The organism is Pseudoalteromonas sp. DY56-GL22 (assembly GCF_041414715.1).
GTDB classification, from domain to species: domain Bacteria; phylum Pseudomonadota; class Gammaproteobacteria; order Enterobacterales; family Alteromonadaceae; genus Pseudoalteromonas; species Pseudoalteromonas simplex.
Window position 1 is genome coordinate 131,564 of the sequence record NZ_JANHZR010000005.1, and the last position, 23,125, is coordinate 154,688.

The following is a 23,125-nucleotide window of genomic DNA, read 5'->3' on the forward strand; positions in this document are numbered from 1 at the left end:
GACGATGTTGTGCAATTATAAGTCAAGTTCATTATAGCGAATATATTAAATACTGCTTTTTCAATATTTTTAGTAATGACTTCTAGCTAGAGTAATACGTTTAACCAAGCACTAAAGCTCACTACACTCAATACTGTTGAAAGCACGACGCTACTTGCCAGTGTCGCTTGGTGTTGCTTAATTTGATTGGCGATTAGATAAGCGTTGACCCCTAAAGGAGAGGCGCTTAAAAGTACTAACACGTTCAGTAATGATTGCTCTAGGTTGAATACGCTGCCTGCAAAAAAGTAGACCCCGCACGGTAACACTAAAAGCTTGATGATGGTTGCAATGAGTGATGCTTGTAAGTTGTCGGCCACTTTATAAAATGCAAGGTTTGCCCCTAATACAAATAACGCACAGGCAATGGCAGGTTTCGCAAGTAGACTCAGGCCATTTGCAAAATCATCAAAAAGTGTAAAGCCAAGTAGGTTAACAGCCAAGCCGCTACTGATGCTTAACACGACTGGATTGAGCAGCATGTTTTTAGCAAATGCTCGCCAAGAGAATGTTTGCTGCGATTTAGCGCTGAGCAAAAAGGTGAGGGTAAACAAAAGTGCGCTATGAAAAGTGATGATCATAAATACAATACCGACCATCTGTTGCCCAAGTGCTGCAATAATAATAGGCAAACCTACCAGTACCGTATTTGAGTAACTACTGCCAAGGGCAAATACAGCATGACGTGACGGCGCAGATTGCTTGCTAATGAGGTAGCGGTCAATAACATAGCCGAGGGCGTAAATGGCCAATACCGGGATGTAAAAACTCAAAAAGCCTGCAATAGATACACTATTTTGTAAATCGGCTTGGGCCATATTTAAAAATAGAAAAGCAGGCACGCTAATGTAAAAAGTAAACTTACTTAACCCTGCAATATGCTCTTTCGATAAAAACGTGCTTCGCGAGCTGATATAGCCACTTAACACGATAAAAATCAGTGGAAAGATAATCGAAAAAATATGCACTTTAGGCCTTATGACAAGAAGACGTTAGCGTCTGAACTCATCACTTTGTGGAAGATTAATTAAAATAAGTACCGCACCTTTACCACCAAATTCAAGAGGCGCTTGGTGCATAGCAATCACATCTGGGTGTTGAACTAAATATTGCGGTACCTTGTGTTTAAGAATGCGCTCACCAATGCCATGCACAACACAAGCGCAATAGTAATGCTGTTTTTTACACTCATGAATTAAACCCGCCAACTCATCTTTGGCTAATTCTTTATTTAAGCCATGTAAATCAAGGGTTAACTCAGGTGGGTAATCTCCACGGCGAAGTTGCTTTGCTAAAAAGCTATCGTGACCTGGTTTGACATAACTTACGGTGCCATGAGTGTCGATGTCTGGTACATATTCATCAGAAAAGAAAAATTCTGCCTGATGTTGCTTTTTTTGCTGGGAAAATTGCTTCGCTTGTGACACTTTAGGCTTATTGGTGAATCGAATAGTGTCTTGTTTAAATGCTTTGGCACCACTGATACTCTGACGAAATAAGTCAATATCGTCAGTGCTAATGTGGTTGTTGGCGTGGGGATCTTTTTTCATGGCGGCAGTCTAAACAAAAAAACGCTAAAAATCGAGTAAAAACCAACTGAAAAGACGGTACAATACGCGTCAGAACAGACTTTGAAAGTTAAGGAACATACATGAACCATTTCCAGATAGAAGACGCAATTTTAGACGAGGCAATTGCAGAACTTTCAACGTTGCATGATTGGTTACGTTGGACAACCAGTCAATTTGCCAGCAGTGGTATTTTCTTTGGGCACGGCACAGATAATGCGTGGGATGAAGCAGTTAGCTTACTATTACCAGCACTAAGCTTGCCAATCGATGCGCCAAAAGAGCTTATGCATGCGCGTTTAACCAGCACCGAGAAAAACCGCTTAGCTGAACTTATTGCAGAACGTATTAATGATTGTACGCCAGTACCGTACCTGACCAACACCGCGTGGTTTGCAGGTATGCCGTTTTATGTTGATGAGCGCGTGTTAATTCCACGTTCGCCATTTGCAGAGTTAATTAATAATCGCTTTGCACCTTGGTTAGAAGAGCCAAGCTCAGTAATGCGCATACTTGATTTATGCACCGGCTCTGCATGTATTGCTATTGCACTTGCGCAAGCATTTGAAGATGCACAGGTTGATGCGGTTGATATTTCATATGAAGCGCTCGAAGTTGCTGATATTAATATTAGCGATTACATGCTAAATGACCGTGTACTGCCAATTCAGTCAGACGTATTTAGTGGTGTCCCGGGTCAAAAATATGACCTGATCGTAGCTAATCCACCGTATGTTGATGCTGAAGATATGGCTGATTTACCACGTGAATTCCATCACGAGCCTGAGCTTGGTTTAGCATCGGGTCATGATGGTCTTGATGTTACTCGTACCATCCTAGCTGAAGCTGCAGAGCATCTAACTGATAACGGTTTGTTATTTGTCGAAGTTGGTAACTCTATGGTACATATGGAAGAGCTGTACCCAGGCGCACCATTTGAGTGGGTTGAATTTGAACAAGGTGGTCTTGGCGTGTTTGTGATCAGCAAACAGCAACTTGTTAACTATTTCGCAGATTAACAGCAGATTTTAAAAGCCGAGCCTGAGGGCTCGGTCTCAGTAGTCATTAGGAATGAGGAAAATTAATGGCAGGTAATAGCATCGGGCAACTATTTAAAGTGTCCACCTTTGGTGAGAGCCACGGCGTTGCATTAGGCGGCGTTGTTGATGGCACACCAGCAGGTCTTGAAATTAGCGAGGCCGATTTACAAATTGATTTAGACCGTCGCAAGCCGGGGCAAAGTCGATATACAACACAGCGCCGCGAAAGTGACGAAGTAAAAATTCTTTCAGGTGTGTTCGAAGGTAAAACCACTGGTACTAGCATTGGTTTACTGATTGAAAACACCGATCAACGTTCAAAAGATTACGGCAAAATTGCCGATGTATTTCGCCCAGGTCATGGTGATTATACCTATTGGCATAAGTACGGTATCCGTGATTACCGAGGTGGTGGTCGCTCTTCTGCCCGTGAAACGGCGATTCGTGTAGCGGCGGGTGCAATTGCAAAAAAATACCTAAAACAATTTCACGATATTGAAGTGCGTGCTTGTTTGAGCCAGCTTGGGCCAATTAAAGCTGAAGATTACAACTGGGATGAAGTGGAAAACAATGCATTTTTCTTTCCAGACACCAGCAAGCTAGAAGCGCTTGATGAGTACATGCGCGACCTAAAAAAACAAGGTGATTCGGTAGGCGCTAAAGTTAAAGTGGTTGCTAAAAATGTACCTGTTGGTCTTGGTGAGCCAGTATTTGATCGCCTAGATGCAGAGCTTGCACACTCATTAATGAGCATTAATGCGGTAAAAGGCGTTGAGATTGGTGATGGCTTTGATGTGGTAGAGCAAAAGGGCTCTGAACACCGTGATGAGTTAACTCCTGATGGTTTTACATCAAATCATGCGGGTGGTGTACTTGCAGGTATCTCGACAGGGCAAGACATCATTGCCTCTATCGCACTTAAGCCAACTTCAAGCATTACCATACCGGGTAATAGCATTAATACCAGCAACGAAGCGGTAGAGATGATCACTAAAGGACGTCATGATCCATGTGTCGGTATTCGTGCAATTCCTATTGCTGAGGCGATGATGGCGATTACTTTAATGGATCACTTATTGCGCCAACGTGGTCAAAATCCACATGTAAACCACGAACATGGACCAATAAAAGGTTCGATTGATTAACTTGGTTTGATTTAGCAAAGAACTATAAACTTAAAACGCGGCTTGATTTGCCGCGTTTTTGATTGCAGAAGGTCAATAAAGAAACTTAAATACGATCAATTGCCTGCTTTGCTACCATGTATAGCTTTTTGATCATTAAACCTAATACCCAACGAATAAATTGAGCGGTAAGCTCTTTGACTTCATATGATGCTTTACCAACAAACGCGAGCATATGGCCAATTAACCCTTTTAACTCTTCTGTAAGCTCGACAAATTTAACCACTGATTCATATAGGCAGCGGGCTAAAATATCATAAAAAGTTAACCCGACAGTTAAACCTGCCTGTGCAGAGATGAAGGCGTATTGTCCTGTTTTCTTTAAAAAAGTAATTAAGCCACTGGTAATTACTCGCTGCCAGTTAAGCGAGAATCTAACATTAAAGCGCTGATCATACTTTAATACAGTATGGTTGTAGTGAAGGGGCTTAATTGAGCTTTCCATGCTTGCGTAGTCTTTAAATACATCAACAGATTTGATATACCCCGGAGAACTTCCTTCCATGGAATGAGCCGCAATGTTAAAAGATGCTCCTTCATTCATTGCCGTTTGATATTCGCTAGATGTATGGCTAAACGGCCAAGCAGGCACACATGGGACGGGGTCTGCGCCATGTGTAACGCGATACTGGCCAATATTATGCGCGGCAGAATGTACGGAGTGGTTTAATACAACCCGCGGCGCACCAAAGGTATATAAATTTACAGGAATGCCTTTTTCACTTGCCCAAATTGCCGTAAGTTGTGCGATGGCACCACCAAGGCTATGCCCAACAAGGTGCAAGCACTTAGGTTTATGACTTTTTACATAAGCCTCAAACATGGGCTTCATACTGGTAAATGCTTTTTCGAAACCAGAGTGCACCTCTAAGTTTTTAGGTCCATGAGTAATGGCTACATTTAAATTGGTTAGCCAATCAGAACAGGAGGTAAAAACAGTTCCGCGGATACCTATAATATGATGACCTTTAAATTGTGGGGATATTCCTTGTGCTGTTAATGCAAATCCTGTTGTTCGGTTAAGAAGCTGATTAATTAAGCCACCACTAACGCCTTTGATTTGGTTCGAGGTGATTTCGAAATTCGCTAAAAAATCTTCGTGGAATATATTACTGAATTTGTTTGATTTTCTAATATCATATACACGAGCTGCAACACTGGCTGCTGTGCTTGGTGAAATACTATGGCTCATTTGGGATTTCCTTTCCTGTAAATCTATCCGTTAATTTATTGAAGTCACCTTCATGAATACGGTACTTCGGCTCATTATTCTCAATAATCCAAGTGGGTACATAGTCATCTTCCCATCTACAAATGCTTGAAGCTAAGTAATTGTAGTTAGAACTGCTTTTATCTGGGAACTTAAATTGCACCCATCGATTTGATAATTCACAATTCAAGAATGACAGCTTCTTACTGTACTCTGGAATTTCATTAATCCCAGACTGAGTTGCAACCCATAAAGGAGTTAGCTCATCACCTCTCTCAATAAAAATTTCTTGAGAAACACGGTGCTCAGCAATCAATTTATTAGGTATTGAGGATAAAATTGTTTTCTTAGGAAAGTGAAAGCACCCGTTTTCATCGGTTATTGCAGTGTCGCGATGAACTTTTTCATCTATGTAGATTAATGAGCGAATTATCTCTAAGTTAGCAACAGGTTGACCATTTTCAGTCACGATACCATTGACTTCTGGGCTTAAAAATACTTCTTTTTTCTTTCTGAACCAGCTAAACATATCGTCTCCTTGACCTATAGCTGTGGAAATAATTACACACGCAGAGAGGACTAGAATGATGTGGGTAATTTTATTTGTAATTGATTTTTTCATAAGCAATCCGTGCGTATTTAGGGAACACTAATAGATTGAAAAACAGATGTAAAGTTGATTCTTCCTATTCGTTGCTCGGCGTGCTGCAGTTCCTATTATCTGGTCGGGTAACAGGGGCTGCTGAATTTATTCGACGATGGTTATAGTTATGGTTGCTACGTTTGCTATTTTGAAACTCATAATGCAACTTTTTTCCCTGTAAAACGATCAGTTAAAATCTTAAAGTTTCCATCATGAATCTTATATTTTGCTTCTCCATTTTCAATTATATACGTTGGGATATAATCCACTTCCCATCTGCAAATACTTGTCGCAATTCTATTGAGGTGTTCATTAGTATTATTTTTAAACTCAAATCTCACTAATGGGTTAGTTAGTTCACAATTTAAAAACTTTAGTTTTTCTGTGTATTCTGGAATTTCGTATATGCCAGGCTGAGTCGTCCCCCATAAACCAATGATTGACTGATCATCTTTTTCTATAACAATTTTCTGGTGTATTCTGTCTTCCGAAATTAATTTATTCGGAATAGAGGAAAATATTGTTTTCTTTGGAAAGTGAAAGTGACCATCTTTACCTGTTGTGACTGTATCACGGCGCTCTACACCATCTATATAAGTCAGTGCGTGAATTATCTCTAAGTTAGCAATGGGTTGACCATTCTCAGTCACAATACCATTGACTTCTGGGCTTAAAAATACTTCTTTTTTCTTTCTGAACCAGCTAAACACTTCGTCTCCTTGACCTATAGCTGTGAAAATAATTACGAGCAGAGAAGGCTATAATGATGTGGGTAATTTTATTTGTAATTGATTTTTTCATAAGCAATCCGTGCGTATTTAGGGAACACTAATAGATTGAAAAACAGATGTAAAGTTGATTGTTCCTATTCGTTGCTCGGTGTGCTGCTGTTCCTATTATCTGGTCGGGTAACAGGGGCTGCTGAATTTATTCGACGATGGGAATGGCCATGGTTGCTTCGTTTGCTATTTTAAAATCAGTGACTCAATCTTTTCCCACGCTAATTTTACTTGATGTTACGTTCAGTTAAGTTATTAAAATCACCATTATTAATTCTATATTCTCTATCTCCGTCATATAACCAGTATGGCATATAGTCCGTTTTCCAACGACAAATACTCGATGCGACATAATTCAAATGCTCGTTATTATTATTTTTAAATTCAAAAGCAACGCGTTTATTAGTTAACTCACACTCTAGGAATGCTAATTTTTTACTATACTCAGGAATTTCTTTAATTCCTGATTGGTTTGCAACCCATAATGGAATTAAAGTACTTTCGCTTTCAATAAAAATTTCTTGAGAAACACGATGCTCAGCAATCAATTTATTAGGTATTGAGGATAAAATTGTTTTTTTAGGAAAGTGAAAGTGCCCATTTTCATCGGTTATTGCAGCGTCTCGATGAACTTTTTCATCTATGTAGATTAATGAGCGAATTATCTCTAAGTTAGCAACAGGTTGACCATTTTCAGTCACAATACCATTGACTTCTGGGCTTAAAAATACTTCTTTTTTCTTTCTGAACCAGCTAAACATATCGTCTCCTTGACCTATAGCTGTGGAAATAATTACACACGCAGAGAGAGCTAGAATAATGTGGGTAATTTTGTTTGTAATTGATTTTTTCATAAGCAATCCGTGCTTATTTAGGGGGACACTAATAGATTGAAAAACAGATGTAAAGTTGATTGTTTCTTTTTTATGCTTGTTAGAATTTTAATAAGGGGAGTAGGCTGTGTTTGCTATCAGTCCCACAATCTGTTTTAACTGCTCATGACTGAGAGGGTTGTGGGCATGATTACCATATAGCAGGACGATATCAATGACAGGCAGTGTCGGTAGGGAGTTGTCGCTCACCTCTTCCACACCTGATTGCATGCTTATTCGTGCCATACTGCTAATTGCCAGTCCCTGTTTAATCAAGCCATGTAACGCTCCCGCTGAGCCACAACAGGCAATAATATTAAAACGACGCTCGGTTTTTAATAGACCCTCAATACTGGCTTGGTGAAACTTACAGTCTCGTTGAAACAAGGCGATTGGAAGTGGGGTTGAATCGTTAATCTCAAAAGCAGGGCTTTTCACCCACACACCTTGGCTTGATTGCAATAAGTAGCCTTCTTCGCTGTCTGGCGAGCGAGTGGCAATCACCAAATCGAGCATACCTTGGTCTAGTTTGGCTCTAAGCTCAGTACTTGGGGCACAGCTTATTTGTAGATCCAGCGCATTAAACTGTTGGTGTAAAGCATCAACAAGCTCTGGTAGTAAAGAGTGGGCATAGTCGTCAGGACAACCAATGCGCACACGTAAATTGCCAGTGCCAGCTTTTAATTGCTTAAAGGCTTCATCATGAAGCGCTATCAATTGCTTTGCATAACTTGCTAGCTGGTGGCCTTGATGGGTTAGCACCAGTTGACGGCCTTGCTTTTCAAATAGCGGACTTGCGAGGTCTTGTTCCAGCTTTTTCATTTGCATACTTACTGCAGATTGGGTTCTGCAAATTTGTGCTGCAGCGCGGGTGAAACTGCCTGTATCAACAAAGGCGCAAAAAGTCCTAAGGGCATCAATATCCATAATGTATCAGCATTTCTTATAGTTAACATAAAAACAATTGGCGAGTAATTGCCCAATTGCTGTTTTATAGTGAGTCCAATCTAAACGTTAAAGGAAGTACAATGCAATTATTTATTGGCAATAAAAACTACTCAACTTGGTCATTACGAGCGTGGTATTTACTGAGTAAATTCAATGTTTCTTTTACAGAACAACAATTAGTTCTAGATACGCCTGAGTTTTATGAAGCATTAAAAAGTAAGTTTCCCGTGCAAAAAGTGCCGGCCCTTATTGATGCTGAGTTAATCGTGTGGGATTCACTCGCTATTTGTGAATACATCAATGATGCTTATCTAAATGGTGCTGCTTGGCCTAGTGAAATAGCCCAAAGAGCAAAAGCACGCAGTTTAGCGGCTGAGATGCACTCTGGTTTTGCTGCACTTCGTAATGAAATGCCAATGAATATCCGCGCTAAAAGGCATGTTGAATTATCAGAACAAGCTAAAAAAGATATTGCCCGTATCGATGAGATATTTTCTACTCAGCAGCAAAGGTATCCTAATGCGTGGTTATTTGGTGAGTTCTCTATTGTTGATGCGATGTTTGCACCTGTGGTACTGCGCTTTAAAACGTATCAGGTTACGCTTTCGCGTGCTGCACAAGCTTATTGTCAGCATGTATTTGCGTGTCCAGTCATGCAAACCTGGATTCGAGAAGCGTTAAAAGAAACCGATATAGTCAAGTCTGATGAGGCCGGCGAGAATGCTTGGTAAAAAAATAAAGAGTATTTTATTAATACTTTGTAACCAATCCCTGCTTTTTAATGGCTAATTTGAGGTATTTCTATACAAAATGACTAGTTTAATTAATGAACTATCATTCTATAATAGGGGAATAGCTCTTTATTTGAACATTCCTCTGTTACTCATTTCATTAGGCACGTATATATGGGCGCATTTGCTGCAAAGTTATTAAACAAAGATCTGACAATAAAGCGCTTTGCTTGCCAGTTTAATTCATTGCAGGTCGAGCAAATATTTTTACAAAGCAAATTTAAACAGGATAAAAAAATTGCCCAATTCTTGTGTTGCACCATCGCGCTTCTCACTATTTTTATAACCTTTTTTGATAAAATGATCATCCAATCATTTTTTTGGCCAAATATTGCTTTGACTGGTCGTAGCATTATTGTCTCAGTTTGTATCTTTAGTGCTGTTGTTCTTGCTTACATTCAAACTCTAAGGCAGTTTAAGCTTGCAATTTCTTTGTTTATGGTTTTTTTATCAATCAGCATGCAATCAATGGCTTATACTTTTGACCGCGCCTATGTTTTACATCTGTTTTTTGACGTCATTATTCTTATTACGTTTTACTTTTCGGCGTTACTGCCTTTCAAATTGTCGGCATTTTTCGGGTGGGCTTACAGCTTAATAGCTTTATCTGTGATCTTTTTTACAAAAGAAATTAATAGCCATACCTCGTATATGGTTATTTTGGCACATGTTGCAGCGAACTTAACGGGTATGATTATGTCAGCCCATCAGCACCTAATGCGCCGCGAACTTTTTGTTCGAAATACGCAACTAGGTCAATTAGCGCAAGAAATGCAGAGCCAAGCATTTAAAGATGCACTGACTCAATTACCGAATAGAAGAGCTTTTGATAATAGTTATGAAGACTATCAACGGATAACTAAGCAACAGCAGCAAAAAATGAAGCAAGTGTGCGTTATTTTGGCTGATATAGATTATTTTAAACAGGTCAATGATAACCATGGTCATGAAGTTGGCGATGGTATACTTGAGCTTTTTTCTACTTTCTTAACTCAGTCATTACGCACTTCCGATGATGTTTATCGTTTTGGTGGTGAAGAGTTTGTTATTGTTTTACCGCTTTGTTCGGTGTCTGATGCTGCAAAAATAATCGAAAGTATGATCACCAAGCTTAATACTGAACCATTTGAAGTTGGAGAGCTTTCATTATTAATTAGAGCTAGCTTTGGTTTAACAGTAATGCGAGAGGAGCAGCAAAAATCAGTGATAGCTAGAGCTGATGCTGCACTCTACGAAGCAAAAGGTAGTGGTAGAAATCAGTTAGTAGTAAAAATTTAACGAGTCTAGATTATTTGGTTTATGTGTAAGTTTAGCAAAATGTATTAGATTTATTTATATCTGGATAATTATTTAGAGCTAGCAGGGAGTCGCACATTGTTTTCACAGAATGAAAGAAGATTTAAAATTTCAATACGCGTAAGTGTGTTATTAATATTTGCACTAGCGAGCTTGCTAACTGGAATCGTGGCGATCAGTCTGCACTATTATTTCAGTGAAAAATTAGTCCTTCAAACCAAAACCGAACAATTCAAATCAACCAGCCAACAAATAGCTGACCACATCACTCGAATTAATCAGCGGGTAGATAATACATTAAGTGTTATGATCCACGATAACAGACTGTTTTCAGGGAACTTTGATGAAAATAATTCTTTGCGAAATATTCTAATAGAAGTATTAAACAAACACCCAGACTTTCATTCATTATTGTTAGGGTATGCTAATGGTGACTTCATTGAAGTTGTGAATTTACGTGGTCATGCTCAATTACCAAAACCTAACGATCTTAGAGCTGAAGATAGATGGCTTATTTTTAAGGTGTTAGGGCAGGGTGAGTCTCGTCATCAAACTACATATTATTTAGATGAAAACCTATCATTAAATAGGAAATACAAACAAACTCCAGATTACGACCCTCGAAAGCGGTTATGGTTTAACGATGCAAAAGTTGGCACAGTTACCAAAACTCAACAGTATATTTTTAATCTACTAAAGATACCTGGTTATACGTACACAATAAAATCTGAACAAACGGGAGGAGTGCTTGCTATTGATGTTGCAAGTTCTAGCTTGAGTGCATTTTTAATTAAACAACAGCAAAAAATGCAGTTTCTAGTTTCTTCCGAAATGTACGTTTATCGTGGAGATGGTGAAATAATCGCTAAAAGTAAAACACAAGGTCATCATCACTCGTTTGATGACTTATCCAAGATAATCAAAACAAATGAGCAAACCATAGGACTCGCTAATGGACAACATCAATTTGGCAAAATGCTAAGTGTGAATGAGGATGGTGTTGAGAAATATATGTTTGTATTGCAACTGCCACTCAGTAGTGAAATGCAATCTGATGAAATTGATTATTTTGCGGTTCTTGTGGCTAAAAACGATGTACTAGCAATTATTAAAGAAAAGATTCAGATCTCAATATTAGTTACAGGGTTATGTTTGCTCTTGCTTCTGCCCGTCTCTTGGTTTTTTGCCTCTTCAATCGTTAACCCAATACTTAAACTAGTGGGTGAGAATAAAAAATTCAACAGCGTGACTACAATGAGGTTTCAACGCTTTCGAGTCATATTTTAGAAATTCATTATTTAGCTAGTTCGATGGTTGATATGAGTCGCTCGATTGAGCAACATGAAAACTCACAAAAAGCGTTGATGGAGTCGTTTGTAGAGCTTATAGCGCAAGCCATTGATGATAAATCGCCATATACGGCAGGGCATTGTGAGCGGGTGCCTGAGTTGGGTATTTGGCTTGCTGATGCAGCATCAGGTTCAACAGATGAGGCGTTTTCTGAGTTCAGTTTTAAAACCCCGGATGAGCGACGAGAATTCCGCTTAGCAGCGTGGCTACATGACTGCGGTAAAATCACTACACCAGAGCATATTGTTGATAAAGGCACTAAGCTCGAAACCATTTATAACCGTATTCATGAGGTACGCACCCGATTTGAAGTGCTACTACGTGATGCAAAAATTACCTACTATGAGCAACTATTAGCGCATCCAGAGCAGCAATCTGTGCTTAAACAAAAGCTTGAGCAACAAACAGAGAAGTTACACGCAGACTTTAGCTTCATTGCCGCTTGTAATGTTGGTGGTGAGTTTATGGATGAAGCGCAGTTGTCTCGTTTACATGAGGTTGCTAGCATCAAGTGGCAGCGTCATTTTGACGCAAGTTTAGGTTTATCGCCCCTTGAAGAAATGCGTATGGCTGATTTGAAAAATCAGCATTTACCTGTTGAAGAGTCACTCCTGAGCGATAAGCCAAGTGATTTAATTCCACACGAAAAAGCCGTTGAGTACCCAGAAAGTTTAGGCATTAACATGGCAATTCCTGAGTATAAATATAACCTTGGTGAAGTGTATAACTTATCTGTGGCACGAGGCACGTTAACAGCGGAAGACCGATTTAAGATCAATGAGCATGTGATCAGCACAATTCGTATGCTAGGTAGTGTGCCATTCCCGAAAGAACTAGCGAAAGTTCCGCGCTATGCTTCTACTCATCACGAAACTTTAAAAGGAACAGGCTATCCGCGAAAATTAACCGCTGAGCAGTTATCAATACCCGAACGTGTGTTAGTACTTGCTGATATCTTCGAAGCATTAACCGCGGCCGATAGGCCTTATAAAAAAGCCAAGCCACTCAGTGTTGCCATTGATATTTTAGCCAAGATGGTAGCCGATCAGCATGTTGATGAAGATGTATTCAAATTATTCTTAACATCAGGTATTTACCTAAAGTATGCAAAACGCTATTTAAACCCAGAGCAAATCGATGATGTTGATATCGCAAAATACCTGTAACTGAGGGCGGTTGCTTTTACTTTGGAGTGAAAAGTCCGTACAATTCGCCTCGTTTTTAGTGACGCTTTTAACGAGATGAATTCAAGCCGTATGCATCAGATTGCTGACTTAATCGCTATTTTTGAAAGCACCTTTTATCAAAGCCATAACACGCGTTTGATAAAGGGTGATGATGAACCTATTTACCTGCCTGCTGATGAGCAAACGCCTTATCACCAAATTGTGTTTGCCCACGGTTTTTATGCCAGCGCCTTACACGAAATTGCCCATTGGCTGGTGGCTGGTGAGGCACGTCGGTTAAAAGAAGATTATGGCTATTGGTATTGCCCAGATGGTCGTGATAAGCACCAGCAAGCTGAATTTGAAGCAGTTGAAGTAAAGCCCCAAGCTATTGAATGGGCGCTCAGTACTGCAGCAGGTTTCGATTTTAATGTATCGGTTGATAATTTAAATGGCGAGCAAACCTGCCGATTCGATTTTCAAGCGCGCGTTCACCAGCAAGTGTTGAGCTTTTTAGCATCTGGTTTTAACCAGCGCACGACAGCACTGCTTAAAGCATTGAGTGATTTCTATAAAACCCCATGGCCACTAACGGCTGCTCAGTTTACGTGGCAGCGCGATTTTCATGGCAACCCAGGAGCTTTATCTGATGCAGTTTAAATTAGGTTTAATTGTAAACCCGGTTGCCGGCTTAGGTGGCAGTGTCGCACTAAAGGGCAGTGATGGCGCAGATACCGCAGCAAAAGCAATGCAACTTGGTGCTGAGCCAAAAGCAAACCTACGCACCCGCGCGGCACTTGAAGTGCTGCTTGCCCATCAAGATGACTTAATCATTTACACTGTAAACGGTGAAATGGGCGAGCAAACGGCAAAGCAACTAGGCTTTCAAAGCCAAGTTATTTACCACACAAACGATATCACCACCCCAGATGACACAGAGCAGGCTGCCAAGCTATTAGTTGAGCAAGGTGTCGACCTTATTTTATTTGCGGGTGGCGATGGTACTGCCCGCAATATTTGCCATGCGGTTGGCGATAGCACTCCTGTATTAGGTATTCCTGCAGGCTGCAAAATTCATTCTGGGGTTTATGCTATTACCCCAAAAGCAGCAGGGCGTGTTGTTGAGATGCTAGTTAAAGGTGAACTTGTAAGCCTTGGTGATGCTGATGTGATGGATATCGACGAAGAAGCATTTCGCGAAGGCACGGTAAAAGCTAAGCGCTATGGTGACATGCAAGTGCCTAGTGAAGTACGTTATGTACAGGCCGTTAAAAATGGCGGTAAAGAAACCGATGAATTAGTGCTTGCCGATATAGCTGCCTATGTTGTTAGTGAAATGGATGAAGACTGCTTATATGTGATGGGCAGTGGTTCTACAGTCGCGGCAATTATGGAAGAAATGGGTCTTGAAAATACCTTGCTAGGTGTAGACTTAGTGGCAGACCAAGAGCTTATTGCGCAGGATTTAACTGCTCAGCAATTACTTGAGCTCACAGAAGGTAAAGAAACCAAATTGGTGATCACCTTAATTGGTGGCCAAGGCCATATCTTTGGCCGAGGTAATCAGCAATTAAGCCCTGCACTTATTCGTGCTATTGGCCGCGACAACATTATTGTGGTGGCCACTAAAACTAAATTACAGGCCTTGAATGGCCGACCACTGATTGCCGATACGGGTGATAGTGAGTTAGACGATGAATTAAGTGGTTATATTCGCGTAACCACCGGTTTCAATGACCATATTATGTATGCAGTGGGTCATCAAGATGGGCTGCACCCAGAGGAGAAGTAACAATGAGTTTAGTAAGTTATATTGATGCAGCGCAGCAATATTTTGATGATTTAGTCGATAAAGCAACTGACGACGAGCTATTTGCTGGTGGCTATTTACGTGGTCACTTTGACTTAGCAGTAGGCTATGCACAAGTAGAAGAATTAAACTTATCGATTGATGAGTTAAACAATCAAGTTGAATCTAGCCTAGTTAAAGCTTACCGCAACGGTGAGCTAAACGAAGAAGATAAAGAGCTTGTTGTGCGCCTATGGGATGAAGTGAAAGCACTTGCAGCTTAATCTAATTAAATAAAACTCTGTAAAGCGACCTGTGTCGCTTTTTTTACATTATCACTTTACCTTTATCAGGTAATTTCATTAACTTAAAATTTACCTTAGTAGTTAGATACGTTAAGGTTAACGAGATATTTTTCCAGGGAATTTGAAAATGAATAACAATAATGATGTGCAGGCACCAAGTGGTGCAATCGCACGTTTTCTAAATACCATAGAAAGGGTGGGTAATAAGCTGCCTGATCCGGCGATTATATTCTTAGTCGCCATGCTACTTATTTGGTTTTTATCTTGGCTTTTCTCGGGCACTACATTTGATGCAATCGACCCGCGTACTGGCGAAGCCATCGTTGTAAATAACCTATTAGCAGGGGACTCCCTTGCCACCTTCTTATCTTCGATGGTGAAAACCTTCACTGGCTTTGCGCCGCTTGGTGTGGTGCTGGTTGCTATGTTAGGTGTTGGTGTTGCTGAGCATTCTGGCTTTATCAATACCGGCCTCAAATTAATGTTAAAAGTAACGCCTAAGCAGCTTTTAACACCGTCTATTATTTTAGTAGCGATTGTCAGCCATACCGCAACTGATGCCGGTTACGTACTAGTTATCCCTCTTGCTGGAGTTATCTTCTATGCGATGGGGCGTCATCCGCTTGCTGGTATTGCAGCAGCGTTTGCTGGGGTAAGTGGTGGCTTTAGCGCAAACTTTATTCCATCAGGGATTGATCCGTTACTGCAAAGCTTTACCCAAAGTGCCGCGCAAATTATTAACCCAGATATGGCGATTAACCCGCTCAACAACTGGTTTTTCACCTCAGCTTCGAGCCTGTTTATTATCTTATTAGGCTGGTATATCACAGATAAAATCATCGAGCCGCGTTTACAAAATACGCCACTTGATGGTGATACAGAAGACCTACCTGCCTTTGATGAAGCACGCAGTGATGAAAAACGTGCGTTCTATATTGCAAGCACAGTGATGATTGCAGGCCTTGCTCTACTTTGGTTTGTCTCAGCGCCAGCCGACTCTGCAATGCGAAGCAGTGATGGCTCATTAACTAATTTCCGTTCACCGTTAATGCAATCAATTGTGCCACTTATCTTCTTACTGTTTTGGATCCCTGGTGCCGTCTACGGTTTTGCCGTGGGTACCTTCAAAAGCTCTAAAGATATGATCGATGCAATGAGCAAAGCGATGAGCGGTATGGCTTACTATATTGTTATGGCGTTCTTCTGTGCGTTATTTATTGCTGCATTTAGTAAATCAAACCTAGGTGCATTACTTGCAATTGAAGGGGCGCAATTATTAAAAGCAATGGCTCTGCCAAGTTCAGTCACGGTGGTCGGTATTATCTTCTTAACGGCGTTCGTGAACCTATTTGTTGGCTCAAGCTCGGCAAAATGGGCGCTATTAGGGCCAATCTTTGTACCCATGCTGATGCAACTGGGTATTTCACCTGATTTAACACAAGCTGCGTACCGTGTAGGTGACTCAAGCTCGAATATCATCACGCCACTAATGCCATACTTCCCACTGGTTGTTGTGTACTGCCAAAAGTATGTAAAAGGCACCGGTATCGGCACCTTAATCGCGATGATGTTACCGTACTCAATCGCCTTCTTAATCGGTTGGAGTATCTTCTTACTCGCGTACTGGGGCTTAGGCATTCCACTAGGTCTTCAATCAAGCTACGCATACCCAGCCATTGGCTCATAATGACAAAGCCTCAGCAATCCAGCGTGAGGCTTTAAAAACTGAAGTCTGACGGCTGACAGCTTTACTACAGACACAAAAAAACCTTGTCACTCTCATGACAAGGTTTTTTATTGCTTACAGCTTAATCTTGAATTAGTTCGCAGTGAAGCTCACAGGACGACGCTCTTTACGAGGGCCACCACGTTTTTCACCACGGTCTTTGAAGTTACGCTTCTTATCACCACGATCACCGCTTGGGCGCTCTGAGCGAGGAGCCGCAGGACCTTGGTCTTGCGTTAGCGTCATATTCATCGGACGTTTACAGATAAATACCTTTTGGAAGTGATCAAGCACATCTTTTGGCATGTTTTGTGGTAACTGTACCGTACTGTGATTGTCATGTAAGCGAATATCACCAATGAACTTGCTTGAGATATCAGCTTCGTTAGCAATCGCACCAACGATATTTTTAACTTGTACACCGTGCTCACGACCTACTTCGATACGGTAAGTATCCATAGGACCCATGTTACGGCTGTTGCGCTCACGCGGCTCACGAGGTTTACGCTCGCGTCCTTGGCGGTCGCCACGATCACCACGGTCATTGCGACGACGCTCGTTGCGCTCGCCACGCGGTTGAACTTTAACTTCTTCAACCTTGATTGGTGATTGTTGCTGCGCTAAACAAAGTAATGCACCTGCTAAGTCTTCAGCACTTAATTCAAGTTTTTCTGCCATATCAGCAGCAACTTGATTAAAGAAAGTGATGTCTTTGTTTTCAAGCGCAATTGTAAGCTTGTCTTGAAGCGCTTTAATGCGCTTTTCTTCAACAACTTTAGCTGTTGGTAAATCAACTTGTGCGATATCAGATTTCGTATGACGAATGATATTTTTAAGTAAATAACGCTCGTTATGTTTTACGAAAAGAATCGCTTTACCTTGACGACCCGCACGACCAGTACGGCCAATACGGTGAACGTAGGCTTCTGAATCTTGTGGAATATCGTAGTTAATTACTAAGCTTAAACGGTCTACATCAAGACCACGTGCAGCAACGTCTGTTGCAATAACGATATCAACTAGGCCGTTTTTCAAACGATCTACTGTACGTTCACGTGCTTGTTGGTTCATGTCACCATTAAGTGGTGCCGCAGAGAAACCTTCGCGCTCAAGTAATTCAGCTAACTGTACCGTGTCGTTACGTGTACGTACGAAAACAATTGCACCATCGTATTGTTCTGCTTCTAAGAAGCGAACGATAGCTTTGTTTTTGTGTACGTGTGCATTCCAAAATACTTGCTCAACCGTTGATACAGTTGAGTTACGCGCAGAAATATGAACTTGCTCAGGCTCATTCATGTACTTGCTGCTGATATTTTGAATTTGCTTAGGCATGGTCGCAGAGAAAAGACATGTTTGCTTTTCACGTGGCGTTTTCTCCATGATGCTTTCTACATCATCAATGAAGCCCATGCGTAACATTTCGTCTGCTTCATCAAGAACAAGGGCTTGTAAGCTCTCAAACTTGATTGTGCCACGGTTAATGTGGTCAATTAAGCGACCTGGCGTTGCAACAATGATTTGCGCGCCACGACGAAGTGCACTTAGTTGGATGCTATAGCTTTGGCCACCATAAAGGGCTAAAACTTCAACACCACGAGTATGCTTAGCATATTGTTCGAATGCCTCAGCTACTTGGATCGCAAGTTCACGCGTAGGCGTTAAAACAAGGATCTGTGGCTGCTTCACAGACGGGTCAATATTATTTAGTAACGGCAGTGCAAATGCTGCTGTTTTACCTGTACCCGTTTGCGCTAGTCCCAGTACGTCCTTTCTTTCTAGCAATAACGGTATACATTGAGCTTGGATTTCAGATGGAGTCTTGTAACCCAACTCTTCAACTGCTTTAAGGATTGCAGGAGAAAGATTTAGAGATTCAAACGTGACTGGTTCTGACATTAATACGCCTCAACGAATTTAAAGAGGCGCGCATTGTATAGGAAATACAAGGCAATTGCTTGTATAAATTACAACTAATTTGTATGTGGTTGATGTTGGTCATAATTTAATCAGTTTAAATTTACCAAAATCAACCACGTTTACAATTTATTGATATAACCCTAAATTTTCTTTAGCGTACGCTTCGAATTCAGTGAAGCCACCAATGTGGGCTTGGTCAATAAAAATCTGTGGTACGGTTGGGCAAGGTTTGCCTGCAGACTGTTCTAAATCTGCTTTGCTGATGCCTTCTTTAATGATGTCGATATAACGGTATTTAAAATCGTCACGCTCATTTGCTAGTTTTTCAGCAAGGTCTTTTGCACGAACACAGTATGGGCAGCCTTCACGGCCAAAAATTACAGTTAACATATCGCTCTCCTCGATGGTTTATCTGGTTATCATCTTAACGGATTAAATGAATAAAAACAGCGCATAAAATCGATTGCACTATTCTGTTTTTTCTCATTATTAGCGATTGAGCTAATCTAGAGTTCGCATTCTAAGGCCTAGTTCTGTTGAGTAACCCATAGAATGCGCAGTAATGGCCAACTGTTCATCAATAACATAATAAGTTGGGTAGGCACTGATTTTATAATCTTGACCTGTACTTTTACTGCCAAGTAGCACCGGCATTGTTAATTCGAGTGAATCAGTAAACTGTTTAACTTCAGCAATGTTTTGGTAATCGAGGGCAATTGCTATGGCATTTAACTTACCTTGCTGATGAGCCTTTTCTAAATTTGGCATACTGTAACGACAAATTGAGCACCAAGGCGCAAAGAAATACACCACTGTTTGCTTGCCTTGTAATTGTGCAATGGTCATCCGCTCTGTCGGGTCTTTTAAAGTTGCTAAATTAAAATAGGGGGCAGGGGTTTTATCAGTTGAGAGTAAATTACGTTGCTGAAATGCGGTCACGGCATACACAACGACTGCCATTAAAACGACACTTTTTAGCACACGGATAAATTTTTTTAAAAAAGTTGGATTTTTTTTCATTGTTATTTTGTACGTGGTTAGCCCTTTAAAATCAACCTATTCAGACCAGTTTGAGAGCACTTAACTTTCATTTAATTTAAAAAATTACAATTTTTTTTGCTAAAAATCTTGAAAAGATTTTACCCGCCCATAAATAGTTTAGTGAGGACGCCTGATGGGTCCCAAACAAACTAAAGTAATTGAAATATATAGTATTAATTTAACTTTGTTAGCACTGGTTCAATAGAAGAGTACTAACAGAATATCGCTTAAATATGAGGATATAATTATGCGTACAGTAGACTTATCACCACTTTATCGTTCATTCATCGGTTTCGATCATTTAGCATCATTAATGGATGCGGCAGCTCGCACAGACAAGCAGCCAAGTTTTCCTCCGTACAACATCGAGGCACTCGATAAAGACAAATATCGTATCACTATGGCTGTAGCAGGTTTTAGTGACAGTGAATTGACCATCGAGTCAGAAAACAACACATTGAAAGTCAGCGGTACTAAAGCTGATAAACAAGATGATAATGCTGAACGTAAGTTCATTCACCAAGGCATTGCAGAGCGTAACTTTGAACGTAAGTTCCAATTAGGTGACCACGTTAAAGTACTTGGTGCAGACCTTGAAAACGGCTTACTAAGTATCGATTTAGAGCGTGAAATTCCAGAAGCTTTAAAACCACGTAAAATTGAAATCGGTAACGGTAAATTACTCGAAAACAAGTAATTACCAATAGCATTGTTTCCCCTAGTTAGTTTTGCCGCCTCATTTGAGGCGGCTTTTTTCGTTATGTTTAGCAACTAATTCCGCTTGCATCGTCTTTAAAGCCGCAATTTTATCTTCGGCTTCATTAAGCTTATCTTCTGACAATCCCGCTTGCTTACCACGTTCTAAAAGGGATTCGAGAGTAGCAATTTTACTTTCTGCGGCATCAATAAAGCGAAGTTCTAATTCAGTTTGTTGTGTTTGATGGTATGCCTCATACGCTTTATGGTCATTAAGATCACCTGTAAACCGCTTCGTCTGCTGGGGTTGTTTTGCAATGGGTGGAAAGTAATCGGGAGTTGTGATTGCCGCATTTGTAACGGCCTCATCGATTGTTTCACTGACAATTAAAGTTGGCTTTACGTGCATACTGGTCATTGCTTGTTGATTACGAACATCTTTTTTCTCAACCTCAACGGGCAGCAGTGCTTTTTCAGCAGGCACTAAAGCAATATGTTTTGATTGCACATGCATAATAACCGCAGCACTAAAAAGCACACAAAGTGCTAAAGCTAGCCATTTCATAACTTAATCCCATGCGCTTTTTGCCACGCCAACCAACTCTGTTGGTAGTTAATTATGGCTTTTTCAACCGCGATGGCCTTTTTGGCTTGATAGCGTACTGTTTCGTCATTTGCGTCAAAGTAGCCAAACGCATGATCATAGCTCATTACTACCACCCATAAACCATTCGGTGAGCGTATTACCTCACTTAACTGTTGAGGCTTTTGAGTGAATGCTAATTGTACTGCCCAATTTCGTTTATGCTCTCGGGTTAAGTAGTTATTATATTGAGCGTAAATATCGGGCTGATTTAATTGCTTTAGTGCGTGTTGTATTGAGCTTGTTTCAGCTTGCTTTTTAAATGCTAAAGCCGCTTCTCTATCGGTAAATTCGCCGCCATGGGCCTTAACCGATTTTAGATAATGAAATCTTTCTTTGTGTTGTTGGTAATATTGCTGGATTTCAGCGTCAGTAACCTTGTTCTCTAAGCGAGTTAACACAGGGCTCTCTACATGCATAATACCTTTTACCCCTAACCAGCTTTGAATCGAAGGCCTTAGGATATCGCCCTTGGCTATAGAATAAAGATGGGGTAGCGAAATTTGCTGTGTTTGTATGACCGCATCAGCTTGCTTTAAATGCAAAAGAAATTGTCGATGTTTTAAAACTTCGGTTTTGAACAGTTCGCTATCTCCTTGATGCAAACGAAAGCGAGTCTGCATAGAAAGAGATGCAATAAATTCGTACAGCGTCATTGGGTTTTCAAACAAATCGAGTTTAATATCATTGAACTGTTTGATTTGGGCATCACTGTACTGACCATCCAGAGGATATAGCCCTAAGTTGGTTTTCAGCCAGTGTTTATCAAATGGTTCAAGCCCAGTTGTAGCTGGTTTACCGGTGAGATTTAACTGATGAATAAACAGATTATCTAAGTAGCGTATTACATGGTAATGAGTTGAAAAGCCTACACTCGCTTGGCGCTCTACAAGCTCAGGCATGTTTTTCTGTGCGTACTTAAGTAAAAATTGATTTTCGTAAAGGCGTTCACGTGTTTGCTGTTTGCTAATATCTGGGCTTTGTTCTTTGTAGACCTGCCACATGAGATCAATTTCAGATTCTGTGTATTGATTAAACGCAGCAACTGCTAGGTTGCTAAAAAGCAAACCTAGCAGTGCTGTCAAAATGTAAAGCCCACGCATTATCGAGCAACCATGGCATGATTAAGTAGGTGAACCACCATTGCAATCGCATGGGGAACCACTTGTTTTGCAGTATCGAGTCGGTCGTAATGATCTTTTGAATTTAACACGATCCCACCTTGTGCATACGAAAATGCACCGCCTTGAGTTAACAAAGGGCGTACATCAGTTGATTGTGTATCTAATGCAGCAAAGGTTGCCATGGCTTGTGAAACGAGTGCTGGATCGTTGAGGTTTTCTTGGTCGTAGTAGTCATTCACCCAACTTTCCCAGCTTGAGTGATTTAGATCGGAGGTTGTCCAAGTATGATGAGGTTGGAGTAAATCGGTGGTGTGAAATACAAAACCTAAAATCTGTGGATTACCGCTTTGTAAGTAACTTTGATACCAGTATTGCCCTAAGTTATCGATAGGTTGGAATGGCATTTCCTCAAAGTCATCATACATGCTGTAACTTGATTGGCTATCTATACGGTAATGGGCTTCAGTAACGCCATAGCTATTATATTTTGAAGAGTCAGCATTGAACCAGCCTGTTTCACCACCTTTACCATCATCAAGGTAATCACCTTTGAGCCACGTTGCGGCAAGATTATCAACAGCTCCCCATACTGTTAGTTTTTGATAGTTGTAGCCGCCAAAGTCGTTGCCATGTTGATCAGCACCTTGGGTGTGATTTTGAAAGTGCCAATAACTGGTGTATTTCACAATACTTTCTGCAGCACCCCAAACTGGTGCTTGTACGCAAGAACCTGTAATAGCACCACAAAAAAACGTGTCCTCAAAATCATCGACGTCATAGGCTGCTTGCCCAAGTAGCTCGCCAAGCTGAGTGACAGTCATATTATTTTGCTGAGCATAGCTGACTAACGCAGCGTATTGTGTTGTGCTTGGGTGTTGTTGCATGTAGTTAACGGCATCAATCACGATACGTTTGTGGGTTTCTTGACTAAACGCATGTACGTTACTGCTGCATGCAACTAAAAACGCTGCGCTAATAAGTGTTTTTTTCATTGT

General features: G+C 40.7%; 22 protein-coding genes and 1 pseudogene. 10 read left to right on the plus strand and 13 right to left on the minus strand.

Features of this window, described 5'->3' with window-relative positions; genetic code table 11:
* Positions 1–86 precede the first annotated feature (86 nt).
* Positions 87–1,007: an AEC family transporter gene (locus tag NO991_RS12740; protein WP_054553198.1), complete on the minus strand. Its 921-nt coding sequence runs from the start codon at positions 1,005–1,007 to the stop codon at positions 87–89.
* A gap of 24 nt (positions 1,008–1,031) precedes the next feature.
* A complete protein-coding gene (smrB, locus tag NO991_RS12745; RefSeq protein ID WP_054553197.1) occupies positions 1,032–1,589 on the minus strand; it encodes an endonuclease SmrB in 558 nt (185 codons plus the stop codon).
* 101 nt (positions 1,590–1,690) lie between these two features.
* On the opposite strand from smrB, the gene prmB reads away from it, so the two are divergent.
* Both prmB and aroC read left to right on the plus strand, forming a co-directional pair.
* Complete coding sequence (gene prmB, locus NO991_RS12750; protein WP_138599003.1) at positions 1,691–2,626, plus strand: 50S ribosomal protein L3 N(5)-glutamine methyltransferase; 936 nt, start codon at positions 1,691–1,693, stop codon at positions 2,624–2,626.
* A gap of 65 nt (positions 2,627–2,691) precedes the next feature.
* Entirely contained in the window at positions 2,692–3,792 is a 1,101-nt protein-coding gene (gene aroC, locus NO991_RS12755) for a chorismate synthase (RefSeq protein WP_371352093.1), read from the plus strand.
* Between the two features lie 85 nt (positions 3,793–3,877).
* Here aroC and NO991_RS12760 read toward each other — a convergent pair whose 3' ends face one another.
* The 5 genes from NO991_RS12760 to NO991_RS12780 form a co-directional block, all read right to left on the minus strand.
* Positions 3,878–5,023: a lipase family protein gene (locus NO991_RS12760; protein ID WP_235373027.1), complete on the minus strand. Its 1,146-nt coding sequence runs from the start codon at positions 5,021–5,023 to the stop codon at positions 3,878–3,880.
* Complete coding sequence (locus tag NO991_RS12765; protein ID WP_235373025.1) at positions 5,013–5,663, minus strand: DUF6795 domain-containing protein; 651 nt, start codon at positions 5,661–5,663, stop codon at positions 5,013–5,015. Before NO991_RS12765 ends, NO991_RS12760 begins: the two co-directional genes overlap by 11 nt.
* A gap of 176 nt (positions 5,664–5,839) precedes the next feature.
* Entirely contained in the window at positions 5,840–6,394 is a 555-nt protein-coding gene (locus NO991_RS12770) for a DUF6795 domain-containing protein (RefSeq protein WP_235373024.1), read from the minus strand.
* 296 nt (positions 6,395–6,690) lie between these two features.
* A complete protein-coding gene (locus tag NO991_RS12775; RefSeq protein ID WP_235373023.1) occupies positions 6,691–7,317 on the minus strand; it encodes a DUF6795 domain-containing protein in 627 nt (208 codons plus the stop codon).
* 87 nt (positions 7,318–7,404) lie between these two features.
* Positions 7,405–8,262 carry a LysR family transcriptional regulator gene (locus tag NO991_RS12780; RefSeq protein ID WP_187490215.1) on the minus strand — a complete coding sequence of 286 codons (858 nt, stop codon included), beginning with the start codon at positions 8,260–8,262 and terminating at the stop codon, positions 7,405–7,407.
* 101 nt (positions 8,263–8,363) lie between these two features.
* Between NO991_RS12780 and NO991_RS12785 the strand changes: the two genes are divergently transcribed.
* The 7 genes and pseudogenes from NO991_RS12785 (at position 8,364) to NO991_RS12815 (ending at position 16,667) form a co-directional block, all read left to right on the plus strand.
* Complete coding sequence (locus tag NO991_RS12785; RefSeq protein ID WP_194442565.1) at positions 8,364–9,014, plus strand: glutathione S-transferase family protein; 651 nt, start codon at positions 8,364–8,366, stop codon at positions 9,012–9,014.
* A 174-nt stretch (positions 9,015–9,188) separates the two neighbouring features.
* Positions 9,189–10,352, plus strand: coding sequence for a GGDEF domain-containing protein (locus NO991_RS12790; RefSeq protein WP_371352094.1), 1,164 nt, complete (start codon positions 9,189–9,191; stop codon positions 10,350–10,352).
* Positions 10,353–11,279: 927 nt separating this feature from the next.
* Positions 11,280–12,886 (plus strand): annotated as a pseudogene (locus NO991_RS12795) (HD-GYP domain-containing protein); the annotation flags it as partial.
* Between the two features lie 90 nt (positions 12,887–12,976).
* Complete coding sequence (locus tag NO991_RS12800; RefSeq protein ID WP_058586361.1) at positions 12,977–13,546, plus strand: elongation factor P hydroxylase; 570 nt, start codon at positions 12,977–12,979, stop codon at positions 13,544–13,546.
* Complete coding sequence (locus NO991_RS12805) at positions 13,536–14,678, plus strand: ATP-NAD kinase family protein (RefSeq protein ID WP_371352095.1); 1,143 nt, start codon at positions 13,536–13,538, stop codon at positions 14,676–14,678. Before NO991_RS12800 ends, NO991_RS12805 begins: the two co-directional genes overlap by 11 nt.
* A 2-nt stretch (positions 14,679–14,680) precedes the next feature.
* Positions 14,681–14,959, plus strand: a complete 279-nt coding sequence (locus NO991_RS12810) for a YfcL family protein (RefSeq protein ID WP_054553188.1) — start codon at positions 14,681–14,683, stop codon at positions 14,957–14,959.
* Positions 14,960–15,107: 148 nt separating this feature from the next.
* A complete protein-coding gene (locus tag NO991_RS12815; RefSeq protein ID WP_054562105.1) occupies positions 15,108–16,667 on the plus strand; it encodes an AbgT family transporter in 1,560 nt (519 codons plus the stop codon).
* Between the two features lie 132 nt (positions 16,668–16,799).
* Here NO991_RS12815 and NO991_RS12820 read toward each other — a convergent pair whose 3' ends face one another.
* From NO991_RS12820 to NO991_RS12830, 3 genes are all read right to left on the minus strand, one after another.
* On the minus strand, positions 16,800–18,605 hold the full coding sequence (locus NO991_RS12820) for a DEAD/DEAH box helicase (protein ID WP_138619858.1): 1,806 nt from the start codon (positions 18,603–18,605) through the stop codon (positions 16,800–16,802).
* A gap of 147 nt (positions 18,606–18,752) precedes the next feature.
* Positions 18,753–19,016 (minus strand): GrxA family glutaredoxin, encoded by a 264-nt coding sequence (locus tag NO991_RS12825; RefSeq protein WP_371352096.1) that lies wholly within the window; start codon positions 19,014–19,016, stop codon positions 18,753–18,755.
* A gap of 111 nt (positions 19,017–19,127) precedes the next feature.
* Positions 19,128–19,586 (minus strand): TlpA disulfide reductase family protein, encoded by a 459-nt coding sequence (locus NO991_RS12830; protein WP_248527758.1) that lies wholly within the window; start codon positions 19,584–19,586, stop codon positions 19,128–19,130.
* A 328-nt stretch (positions 19,587–19,914) separates the two neighbouring features.
* On the opposite strand from NO991_RS12830, the gene NO991_RS12835 reads away from it, so the two are divergent.
* Entirely contained in the window at positions 19,915–20,364 is a 450-nt protein-coding gene (locus NO991_RS12835; protein WP_054553183.1) for an Hsp20 family protein, read from the plus strand.
* Positions 20,365–20,403: 39 nt separating this feature from the next.
* Here the strand turns inward: NO991_RS12835 and NO991_RS12840 are convergent, their stop codons facing one another.
* Genes NO991_RS12840 through NO991_RS12850 form a run of 3 tightly spaced genes read right to left on the minus strand, consistent with a single transcriptional unit; the run spans position 20,404 to position 23,122 of the window.
* Positions 20,404–20,928, minus strand: coding sequence for a hypothetical protein (locus NO991_RS12840; RefSeq protein ID WP_054553182.1), 525 nt, complete (start codon positions 20,926–20,928; stop codon positions 20,404–20,406).
* Positions 20,925–22,091 (minus strand): peptidyl-prolyl cis-trans isomerase, encoded by a 1,167-nt coding sequence (locus NO991_RS12845; protein ID WP_371352097.1) that lies wholly within the window; start codon positions 22,089–22,091, stop codon positions 20,925–20,927. The genes NO991_RS12840 and NO991_RS12845 overlap by 4 nt, the downstream gene beginning before the upstream one ends.
* 17 nt (positions 22,092–22,108) lie before the next feature.
* Positions 22,109–23,122, minus strand: coding sequence for a phospholipase (locus NO991_RS12850; RefSeq protein ID WP_371352099.1), 1,014 nt, complete (start codon positions 23,120–23,122; stop codon positions 22,109–22,111).
* Between the last annotated feature and the right edge of the window lie 3 nt (positions 23,123–23,125).